The organism is Thermomonas sp. (genome assembly GCF_020850895.1).
Taxonomy (GTDB): domain Bacteria; phylum Pseudomonadota; class Gammaproteobacteria; order Xanthomonadales; family Xanthomonadaceae; genus Thermomonas.
This window is the reverse complement of sequence record NZ_JADZDS010000076.1, coordinates 1-8,806: the sequence shown is the minus strand read 5'-3', so window position 1 is coordinate 8,806 and position 8,806 is coordinate 1. Positions and strand designations below refer to the sequence as shown.

General features: G+C 64.6%; 12 protein-coding genes. 9 read left to right on the top strand and 3 right to left on the bottom strand.

The annotated features are described in order from the left end of the window. Positions 1–410, top strand: a 410-nt coding sequence (locus IT472_RS07090; protein WP_297180345.1) for a site-specific DNA-methyltransferase, incomplete at its 5' end; no start/stop codon positions are given. On the opposite strand, the gene IT472_RS07085 is transcribed toward IT472_RS07090, so the two are convergent. The 3 genes from IT472_RS07085 to IT472_RS07075 all read right to left on the bottom strand — a co-directional run bounded on the left by IT472_RS07085 (position 374) and on the right by IT472_RS07075 (position 1,695). Further along, positions 374–739: a hypothetical protein gene (locus IT472_RS07085; protein WP_297180344.1), complete on the bottom strand. Its 366-nt coding sequence runs from the start codon at positions 737–739 to the stop codon at positions 374–376. The two genes, IT472_RS07090 and IT472_RS07085, sit on opposite strands and share 37 nt — an antisense overlap. 99 nt (positions 740–838) lie before the next feature. Further along, the gene (locus IT472_RS07080; protein ID WP_297180342.1) at positions 839–1,402 is read right to left on the bottom strand and encodes a DUF3489 domain-containing protein; all 564 of its coding nucleotides are present in this window, start codon (positions 1,400–1,402) and stop codon (positions 839–841) included. Positions 1,403–1,497: 95 nt separating this feature from the next. Next, positions 1,498–1,695, bottom strand: a complete 198-nt coding sequence (locus IT472_RS07075; RefSeq protein WP_297180340.1) for a hypothetical protein — start codon at positions 1,693–1,695, stop codon at positions 1,498–1,500. Positions 1,696–1,805: 110 nt separating this feature from the next. On the opposite strand from IT472_RS07075, the gene IT472_RS07070 reads away from it, so the two are divergent. From IT472_RS07070 to IT472_RS07035, 8 genes are read left to right on the top strand one after another with little or no spacing between them, the layout of a single operon-like run. Continuing rightward, positions 1,806–2,366 (top strand): elements of external origin, encoded by a 561-nt coding sequence (locus IT472_RS07070; protein WP_297180338.1) that lies wholly within the window; start codon positions 1,806–1,808, stop codon positions 2,364–2,366. Between the two features lie 5 nt (positions 2,367–2,371). After that, positions 2,372–4,321: a phage terminase large subunit family protein gene (locus IT472_RS07065; protein ID WP_297180336.1), complete on the top strand. Its 1,950-nt coding sequence runs from the start codon at positions 2,372–2,374 to the stop codon at positions 4,319–4,321. Positions 4,322–4,337: 16 nt separating this feature from the next. Then, complete coding sequence (locus tag IT472_RS07060) at positions 4,338–4,829, top strand: hypothetical protein (protein WP_056931605.1); 492 nt, start codon at positions 4,338–4,340, stop codon at positions 4,827–4,829. Continuing rightward, positions 4,829–5,221, top strand: coding sequence for a hypothetical protein (locus IT472_RS07055; protein ID WP_297180333.1), 393 nt, complete (start codon positions 4,829–4,831; stop codon positions 5,219–5,221). The genes IT472_RS07060 and IT472_RS07055 overlap by 1 nt, the downstream gene beginning before the upstream one ends. Further along, positions 5,221–5,442, top strand: coding sequence for a hypothetical protein (locus IT472_RS07050; RefSeq protein ID WP_297180331.1), 222 nt, complete (start codon positions 5,221–5,223; stop codon positions 5,440–5,442). Before IT472_RS07055 ends, IT472_RS07050 begins: the two co-directional genes overlap by 1 nt. Positions 5,443–5,462: 20 nt before the next feature. Beyond that, positions 5,463–6,953: a phage portal protein gene (locus IT472_RS07045; protein WP_297180329.1), complete on the top strand. Its 1,491-nt coding sequence runs from the start codon at positions 5,463–5,465 to the stop codon at positions 6,951–6,953. Position 6,954: 1 nt separating this feature from the next. Beyond that, positions 6,955–8,271, top strand: a complete 1,317-nt coding sequence (locus IT472_RS07040; RefSeq protein ID WP_297180327.1) for a S49 family peptidase — start codon at positions 6,955–6,957, stop codon at positions 8,269–8,271. Positions 8,272–8,274: 3 nt separating this feature from the next. Then, positions 8,275–8,652 carry a head decoration protein gene (locus IT472_RS07035; protein WP_297180325.1) on the top strand — a complete coding sequence of 126 codons (378 nt, stop codon included), beginning with the start codon at positions 8,275–8,277 and terminating at the stop codon, positions 8,650–8,652. Positions 8,653–8,806 lie beyond the last annotated feature (154 nt).

Genomic DNA, 8,806 nt, shown 5'->3' with positions numbered 1-8,806 from the left:
TTGGTCGCGCCGACTACCAGCGCCAGTACGAGCCGATCCTCTACGGATGGCCCGAGGGAACACAGCGTCACTGGTGCGGTGACCGCGATCAAGGTGATGTGTGGAACATCAAGAAGCCGCAGAAGAACGACCTGCACCCGACGATGAAGCCGGTGGAGTTGGTCGAGCGCGCGATCCGCAATTCGAGTCGACCGGGTAACGTCGTGCTCGATCCCTTCGGCGGTTCCGGCACGACGCTGATTGCGGCTGAGAAGTCAGGCCGCGTCGCGCGGCTGATCGAACTCGATCCGAAGTACGTGGACGTGATCGTGCGCCGGTGGGAGGAATTCACTGGCAAGCAGGCCACCCGCGAGGCGGATGGCGCGGCGCTTGATCAGACGGCCAGCGACTCCTCAACGATCTCGCAGTGAATCACAAAGCCCGTCAGGTAAGGCATGCCGCGCGGGATGCCGTATTGCTTGCTGGTCTGGCGGCCAATCGTCCACCCCATCCAACGCTGGGTGGCTGCGTTGATCGCGTCCGCCAGGACCTTGCCCTCGTAAAGCCCGTTCTGGACGTCGTCGGCAAAGTGGCGTCCGTGGCGGCTGTCGAGGAAGACCTGAACCGATTCGAGGGGCTGGCTGGTGACGTCCGAAATGGCGACCATCGCCAGGGGCCATGCGGCGCTGGCGTGTTCGTTCATCGTGCCCCAAAAGCCCCAGGCTTCGTTCTGGGTGGTGGGGATCTGGATGCTGGTCATGGTGCTTTCTCCTTCGGGTTGATCGTTGTGACACCCGTAGTAACGCGCTGTTCGATTGAGAAGCCAAGCGCCGCTTGGCCTCTTTCTCGATCATTCTGATCAGGCGATGCGGTAGACCCGCTCGCCGCCCTGCGGCTTGTCCGAGACGATGGTCAGGCCCAGCTTTTTCTTGAAGGCTCCTGCAAAGGTGCCGCGCACCGTGTGCGCCTGCCAACCGGTGGCAGCGCAGATCTGGCCGATGGTTGCACCCTCGGGGCGTTGCAGCATCCGGATCACTTCGGCTTGCTTGCTGTTCTCGCGTGTGCGCGGCTTGACCCACATTGCTTCGGCGGCGGCTACGGCGGCTTCCAGTTCGGGATCGCTCGTGGCGGCTGTTGCGCCTTCAGCGTTGGCGATGATCTGGTCGAGATTGGCTTCGAATTGACCGATCCTCATCTTGTTCAAGCCGGGGCGCGGCATGCCCAGGGCATCGTAGCCCTCGGCGGCGACGCACCATCCCTCGCCATCGGGCGTGATCAGGGCGCGGTTGAACAGGCCATCGAGCACCTTCTTGCGTGCGCCGCCTTTGATGTTGTCGGGGAACCAGTCGATCTTGCCGCCGCTGGTGTTGATGGCCTTGGCGAGGATGGCGTGCTGGGCCGGGGTCAGGGTGGTGGTGGTCATTTGCTGCTCCTTCGGGGTTAATGGATAACGAAGTGATGAACGCGCTGTTCGGGAGTGAAGCCAAGCGCCTTCTGCTTGGCTTGTGCTCTTCGCAATCAGGTGTTGGCCTTGTCCGACGTCTTGGCATTGCGACCCTGCTCGAGACCTGCGTTGAAGGCGGCTTTAAGCGCGTCGCGCAGGCACCAGACCGCCGTGTCGTGGAAGTCCAGGCTGTCCGAGTGGCGGGTTTCCAGCGTCTCGATGCCGAGATGCTTCTGGGCGATCAGGGTGAGGATGGTGTCGATCTGGTTCATGGCGCGTTCCTTTCAAGATGTCGTTGGCGTGACGTGATGAACGCGCTGTTGCCGATGGAAGCCAAGCTCAATCCGCAGGAATGACGAACAAATGATTGAAGAAGGTGACGATGGGACTCTCGATTCGCGCCTACGCGCGCCACCGTGGCGTGTCGCACGTGGCCGTGAAGAAGGCCATCGACACCGGGCGGATCACTGCACTGCCGGACGGCACGATTGATCCGGACACGGCGGATGCGCAGTGGGCTCAAAACACATTGCAGCCACGCAAGGCCGCAGCAGCCGACAAGGCGCCTGCAACGAAGGCGCGCGTAGCATCGGCGACGCCACCGCCATCTCGTGAAACGCCGGAGGTGGCCACGCCGCCGCTGTCGGCAGGCGGCACATCGCTGTTGCAGGCGCGCACCGTCAACGAAGTGCTCAAGGCCCAACTCAACAAGGTCGAGCTGGCACACCGCAAGAAGGAACTGGTGGATCGGGCGCAGGCCGTGGCGCACGTGTTCAAGCTGGCGCGCATCGAGCGCGATGCCTGGCTCAACTGGCCTGCGCGCATCTCGGGGCAGATGGCCTCCGCGCTTGGCGTTGACGCGCACCAGATGCACGTCGCGCTGGAAGCTGCCGTGCGCGAGCACCTGATCGAACTGGGCGAGCTGCGCCCGCGTGTGGATTGATGATGATGGACGATTACGAAGGCGCACAGGAGATCGAACGCGCGTGGCGCGACGGCTTGACACCCGATCCGCTGCTCACCGTGTCGGAATGGTCGGATCGGCACCGAATGCTTTCCAGCAAGGCATCCGCAGAGCCGGGCCGCTGGCGCACCAGTCGCACGCCGTACCTGAAGGCCATCATGGATTGCCTGTCGCCGACCTCACCGGTCGAGCGCGTGGTGTTTATGAAGGCGGCGCAGCTTGGTGCAACCGAGATGGGATCAAACTGGATCGGCTACGTCATCCATCACGCACCCGGGCCGATGATGGCTGTGTGGCCGACGGTGGAGATGGCCAAGCGCAACTCCAAGCAGCGGATCGACCCGCTGATCGAGGAGTCGGCGGCACTGGCGGAACTGATCGCGCCCGCACGCAGCCGGGATTCGGGCAACACGATTCTGGCCAAGGAGTTCCGGGGCGGCGTGCTGGTGATGACCGGCGCGAACAGCGCGGTGGGCCTGCGTTCGATGCCAGTGCGCTACCTGTTCCTCGACGAGGTGGACGGCTATCCGCTGGATGTCGAAGGTGAAGGCGATGCGATCTCGCTGGCCGAGGCGCGCACGCGCACCTTTGCCCGGCGCAAGATCTTCATCGTGTCGACGCCGACGATCTCCGGCGCATCGGCCATCGAGCGTGAGTACGAGGCCTCAGATCAGCGTCGCTACTTCGTTCCGTGCCCGCACTGCAACCACCCGCAGTGGCTGCGTTTCGAGCAGTTGCGCTGGGACAAGGGTCAACCGGAAACGGCGGCCTACATCTGCGAGTCCTGCGACACCGCGATTGCCGAGCACCACAAGACGTCGATGCTGGAGCGCGGCGAATGGCGCACGATGGCCGAGGGCAAGACGGCAGGCTTTCACCTGTCGTCGCTGTACAGCCCGGTGGGCTGGCGCGCGTGGCGTGACATCGCCGCCGCGTGGGAGGCCGCCGTCAACAAGGAATCGGGATCGGCAGCGGCGATCAAGACCTTCAAGAACACCGAACTCGGTGAGACGTGGGTCGAGGAAGGCGAAGCGCCCGACTGGCAACGGCTGGTCGAGCGCCGGGAGAACTATCGAATTGGCAGCGTGCCGCAGGGCGGGCTGCTGCTGGTCGGCGGCGCGGACGTGCAGAAGGATCGCATCGAAGCCTCGGTCTGGGCCTTCGGGCGCGGCAAAGAATCGTGGCTCATCGAGCACCGCGTGCTGATGGGCGACACGGCGCGCGACACGGTATGGAAAGCCCTGGCCGCGATGCTGGCCGAACAGTGGACGCACGCTTGCGGAGCGCAGATGCCACTGGCGCGTTTCGCGCTGGACACTGGCTTTGCCACGCAGGAAGCCTACGCCTTCGTGCGCGCCTGCCACGACCCGCGCGTGATGGCGGTCAAGGGGGTTGCACGCGGCGCAGCCCTGATCGGCACACCGACCGCTGTTGACGTCTCGCAGGGCGGCAAGAAGCTGCGCCGGGGCATCAAGGTGTACTCGGTGGCAGGCGGCATCGCCAAGCTGGAGCTCTACAACAACCTGCGCAAGAGCGCGGATGTCGGCGAGGACGGACTGACCCCGGTGTTTCCTGCCGGGTTCGTCCACCTGCCCAAGATCGACGCCGAGTTCATCCAGCAGCTCTGCGCCGAGCAACTGATCACCCGCCGCGACCGCAACGGCTTCCCCGTGCGCGAGTGGCAAAAGATGCGCGAACGCAACGAGGCGCTGGACTGCTACGTCTACGCCCGCGCCGCCGCGTCCAGCGCGGGACTGGATCGCTTCGAGGAACGCCACTGGCGGGAACTGGAGCGACAACTGGGGATGGCCAGTTCGCCACCCCTTGAAACAACAACTGAATCACCCACTGAGGCCACCCCACGCGGTGGCCTCGCTGTTTCCGGCAACCGCAACCCCGGTCGGCGCGTGATCAAAAGCCGCTGGCTGTCCTGACACCCGAGGAGAAAACATGAGTCTTGCTACCCGTATCGAAAGCCTGGTCATTCGCGTCGCGCAGGAATTCAACGATGTGCGCGCCAAGGCGGGCAACCTCGCCAACCTGACCACCACCGACAAGTCGAATCTGGTCGCGGCCATCAACGAACTGAAGGCGGCCGTGGTGTCCTCGGCGGTGATCGACGACGCCAACATCGCCACCACCAGCACCTATTCGTCGAGCAAGATTGTCACGCTGCTCGATGCACTGAAGTCGGAAATCCTGGGCGGTGCCGATGCCGCCTACGACACGCTGGTGGAAATCCAGCAACTGCTGCAGAACGGCACCAGTGGTCTGGATGCGTTGCTCGCCGCCGTCAACAATCGCGTGCGCTTCGATGCCGCGCAAACGCTCACGGCTCCTGAGCAGGCGCAGGCGCGCAGCAACATCGGCGCGGTGGCCGCCAGCGATGTCGGCAACACCGACACCGACTTCGTCGCCGTATTCGAAGGCGCGCTGGTCTGATGAGCCTCGCCACCCGCATCACGGCGCTGGCCAGTCGCATCGGTCTGGAGGTCAAGACCAAGATCGACGCCACCCATCCCGGCTTGGCTCGGGCGTGGGTCTGCTTCGGCTACGTCGGCAGCCAGATCGTCGTGCGCTCGTCGCACAACGTGGCCAGCGTGACCCGGACGGCAGCAGGTCGCTACCGGGTGACCTTCGCCACCGCCATGCCAGATGCGAACTACTGCTGGACGGCGCTCGCCCGCTCAAGCACCAACAGCGGCCAGCAGCGCATAGCCATCGTGCGTTCCAGCACCGATCAGAAAACTACCCAATACGTCGACATCAGCTGCGCTACCGCATCGCTGTCCTTTTCCGATTCCACTGAAATCAACCTGACGGTGTACCGCTGATGGCCTACACACAAGCACATCTGGACGCGCTGGAACTGGCGCTGGTCAAGGGCGAAAAGCGCGTGACCTTCGGTGACAAGACCGTCGAGTACCGCAGCGTCGATGAACTCAAGGCCGCCATCGCCGCCGTCAAGCGCGACCTCTTCGAGCAGGCGGTGGACACCGGCCTGTGGCCCGGTGCGCCACGCCAGATCCGGGTCACCACGGGAAAGGGTTTTTGAACATGCAATGGCTTGACCGAATGCGCAGACGTGTCGGCATCAGCCTGCTGGGTGGCACGCCGTTCTACGACGGCATCGGCGGTGGCCGCCGCGCGCTGGCGTGGCAGGTCGGCAACCCCGGCGCGGTCGCGGCGCTGGCCTATACCCAGAACGAACTGCGCGCCAAAAGCCGCGATCTGGTGCGTCGCAATGCGTGGGCAGCGGCAGGCGTCGAGGCCTTCGTCTCGAACGCCATCGGTACCGGCATCAAGCCGCAGTCGATGGTGGCCGACAACGCGCTGCGCGAAACCATCCACAGCCTGTGGTGGGACTGGTGCGAGGATGCCGATGCGGCCGGACTGACCGATTTCTACGGCCTGCAGGCCTTGGCCTGTCGCGCCATGCTCGAAGGCGGCGAGTGTCTGGTACGGCTGCGTTACCGCCGCCCCGAGGATGGTTTGGCGGTCGGTCTGCAATTGCAGTTGCTTGAACCCGAACACCTACCGGCCACGCTGAACAGCGAACGGCCTGGCGGCAACGTCATCCGCGCGGGCATCGAATTCGACAAGCTCGGTCGGCGCGTGGCCTACCACCTGTACAACGCGCACCCGGGCGACGGTTCGCTGGCACCTATGTCAGGCAATGGCGGAACCGGCAGCAGCATTGACACCGTGCGCGTGCCTGCCGCCGAGATCATCCATCTGTTCCGCCCCCTGCGTCCCGGCCAGATCCGGGGTGAACCGTGGCTGGCGCGGGCACTGGTCAAACTCAATGAACTCGACCAGTACGACGACGCTGAGCTCGTGCGCAAGAAGACGGCGGCGATGTTCGCGGGGTTCATCACGCGCCTCTCGCCCGAGGACAGCCTGATGGGCGAAGGGCTGCCGGATGCCAATGGCGCGGCGATGGCAGGGCTGGAACCGGGCACGATGCAGATTCTGGAGCCCGGCGAGGACGTGAAGTTCAGCCAGCCTGCCGATGTGGGCGCGAGCTACGCCGAGTTCCTGCGCATACAATTCCGCGCCGTGGCCGCCGCGATGGGCATCACCTACGAGATGCTGACCGGCGATCTGACGCAGGTTAACTACTCGTCGATCCGGGCGGGGCTGCTGGAGTTTCGCCGCCGCTGCGAGGCCATCCAGCACAACGTGATCGTCCACCAGCTGTGCTGTCCGATCTGGCGCGCGTGGATGGAGCAGGCTGCGCTGGAAGGCGCATTGCCACTGACCGACTTCAGTCAAAAACGGCGCGAATACCTGGCGGCCAAATGGATTCCACAGGGTTGGCAGTGGGTCGATCCGAAGAAGGAATTCGACGCGATGCTGACGGCCATTCGTGCCGGGCTGTTGTCGCGCTCGGAAGCCATCTCGGCCTTCGGCTACGACGCCGAGGACATCGACCGCGAGATCGCCTTGGATAACCAGCGTGCCGACGAACTGGGTCTGGTCTTCGACTCCGACCCGCGCCACGACAAGCCACCTTTCGCTGCTGCAGCCCCAGTGCCCACACAGCCAGACCTACAGGACAACTGACATGCCCCTCATCCATCTGGCGTCCCGCATCATCGGGACGCCGCTGCTCATTGCGCGCCCCAAACTGGACGTGATCCTCTCCGTATTGGGTTCACGCATCGGCTTGCCGGATCGGGAGATGGCCTTTCCCATCCCAGAACCCAAGCAGGCCCGGGCGTTTGCGCAATCGGGCATTGCCGTCATTCCGGTATTCGGCACTTTGGTCAAACGCTCGCTGGGCCTCGATGCCGCCTCCGGCCTCATGGCCTACGACGAACTGGAATCCCGGCTGGAAACCGCGCTGGCCGATCCGCAGGTGGCGGGCATCCTGCTCAATCTGGATTCTCCCGGTGGCGAAGCGGGCGGCGTGTTCGAGTTGGCCGAGCGCATCCGCGCCGCCAGCCGGATCAAGCCGATATGGGCGCACGCCAACGATGCCGCGTACTCGGCCGCCTACGCCATTGCCGCCGCCTGCCAGCGTTTGACGCTGTCGCAAACCGCCGGTGTGGGCTCTGTCGGCGTGATCGCGCTGCACGTCGATCAAGCCGTCAAGGATGCCAAGGACGGGCTGCACTACACCGCTGTGTTTGCCGGTGGCCACAAGAACGATCTCTCGCCGCACGAACCTTTGAGCCCACAGGCGGCGGGCACGCTGCAAAGCGAGGTCGACCGGCTCTACGGGATTTTCACGACGCAGGTTGCCGCGATGCGCCAACTGGATGTGGATGCCGTGCGCGCCACCGAAGCTGCCGTGTTTTTCGGTGAGAACGCGGTGGCCGCCGGGCTGGCCGACGCAGTGATGTCCTTCGATCAGGTGCTGGCCGAATTCGCCGAGGCGCTGGCCGCCCAGCGTCCGCAGGTCACACCACAAGCCCGGTTGTCTGCCTTGCCGCGCGCTTCGCCGCTCACGCTTCACTATGCCCCTCGATCCACCTCTTTCACCTTGGAGAACACCATGACCGAACACCCGAACGAACACGTCGCCATCGACGAACCACACGATCCGACCGATCCCGCCCAGCAGGCCGATCAGCCGCAGGGCGAAGGCGATTCGCAACCGGCACCTGTCACCAGCGCCGCACTGGCGCAGTCCTTCGCCAGCGGGCGCGTTCAGGCGCAGGCCATTGCGGAGATGTGCCTGATCGCAGGCCAGTCGCAACGCACGGCGGATTTCCTCGCCGCAGGGTTTTCCGAAGCGCAGGTGCGTCGGGCCTTGCTCGATGCCCGTGCCGACCAACCCGAAATCGCCTCGCACATCACTGCCGATGCAGGCACCAGCCAGCACCCGGAAAACAGTCCCGTGGTCGCTGCCGTCAAGAAACTCACCGCCAAGGAGTAAGCTATGCCCACTGTCTCTCAACCCAAGAATCTCGGCGACCTGTTGAAGTACGAAGCGCCGAATCTCTACTCGCGCGAAACCGATACCGTGGCCGCCGGGCAAAAGCTCGTGCTGGGTACCGTGCTCGGGCGCGATACCACCAGCACCAAACTCAAGGCCTTCGATCCGGACGCCACCGACGGCAGCGAAATCGCCATCGGCATTTTGGCGAGCGATGTGGACGCCACGCTGATCGACCGCGACGACGCGCTGGTGATCGCGCGCCACGCCATCGTCGCGCGTGGCGCACTGGTCTGGCCGACCGGCATCACCACCGCGCAGAAGGCCGCCGCCATCGCCCAACTCACCTTCTTGGGCGTGCTGGTGCGCGACAGCGCCTGACCCCGTCCTGATACGCCGTTTCACTCCCCCGAAAACCCGCCGCTGGCGGGTTTCGTCATTTCTGGAGATCCCAAATGCAGAACCCTTTTGAAAACCCCGGCTTCTCGATGGCCAGCCTGACGGCCGCCATCAACCTCCTGCCCAACCGCTATGG